The sequence below is a fragment of the Pseudomonas sp. PDM32 genome, assembly GCF_019219225.1.
In the GTDB taxonomy this organism is placed as follows: domain Bacteria; phylum Pseudomonadota; class Gammaproteobacteria; order Pseudomonadales; family Pseudomonadaceae; genus Aquipseudomonas; species Aquipseudomonas laurylsulfatiphila.
The window spans coordinates 1-1,232 of sequence record NZ_JAHUWE010000035.1 but is presented as its reverse complement, the minus strand read 5'-3'; the positions used below and the strand labels follow the sequence as shown (position 1 = coordinate 1,232).

Below are 1,232 nucleotides of genomic sequence, written 5' to 3'. Positions count from 1 at the left end.
AGTGCGCCGAGGCGACGCGGGCTGATGCGCTCGACCACCAGGGTGTTGCTCGGACGATTGCCCGGGATCACCTTGTGCGGCGCGAGTTTGTGTACGTCGGCTTCGCTCATGCCTTTGTCGCGCAGCTCGGTTTCGGCCTCGGCCAAGGTCTTGCCGAGCATCAGCGCCTGGCTTTGCGACAGGCAGTTGGCGTACAGCCACTGGTGGTGGTCGGACACCGGGTTGAAGCTGACGATCGGCACGATGAAGTCGGCCGGAATCAGTTGGGTGCCCTGGTGCAGCAGCTGGTGGTAGGCGTGCTGACCGTTGCAGCCGACGCCGCCCCAGATCACCGGCCCGGTATCGGTGGAGACGGGCTTGCCGTCCTGGCGCACGCTCTTGCCGTTGGATTCCATGTCCAGCTGTTGCAGGTGCTTGGTGATGTTACGCAGGTAGTGATCGTATGGCAGGATCGCGTGGCTTTGCGCGCCCCAGAAGTTGCCGTACCACACGCCGAGCAAGGCTAGCAGTACCGGCATGTTCTGTTCGAACGGTGCGCTCTGGAAGTGCTGGTCCATGGTGTAGGCACCGGACAGCAGTTCCTTGAAGTTGGACATGCCGATGGCCAGGGCAATCGGCAAACCGATAGCCGACCACAGCGAGTAACGGCCGCCGACCCAGTCCCACATCGGGAAGATGTTCTCTTCGCGGATACCGAACGCCACGGCGGCGGCGTTGTTGCTCGAGACCGCGATGAAATGGCGATACAGCTCGGCTTCCGAACCACCCTGGGCCAGGTACCAGGCACGGGCGGCCTGGGCGTTTTTCAGGGTTTCGAGGGTGTTGAAGGATTTCGACGAGACGATGAACAGCGTGGTTTCGGCACGCAGCTTCATGGTCAGTTCGTGGAATTCGCTGCCGTCGATGTTCGCCAGGTAATGGCAACGCACGCCTTTCTGGGCGTAGGACAGCAAGGCTTCGGACACCAGTTCCGGGCCGAGGAAGGAGCCACCGATGCCGATGTTCACCACGTCGGTGATCGGCTTCTCGGTGTAACCACGCCACAGACCATCGTGGATGCGGCCGACGAGGTCGGTGATCTGGTTCAGCACCTTGTGCACTTCGGGCATCACGTTGACGCCATTGACCGACAGCTTGTCGCCAACCGGGCGACGCAGGGCGGTGTGCAGGGCCGGACGGCCCTCGGAAGCATTGACGATTTCGCCGTCGAACAGCGATTTGATCGCGCCCTT

General features: G+C 62.3%; 1 protein-coding gene. It reads right to left on the bottom strand.

All coding sequences use genetic code 11. The features are described from left to right. A partial coding sequence (gene pgi / locus KW846_RS29655; protein ID WP_218486458.1) for a glucose-6-phosphate isomerase occupies window positions 1–1,232 on the bottom strand: 1,232 nt, incomplete at both ends.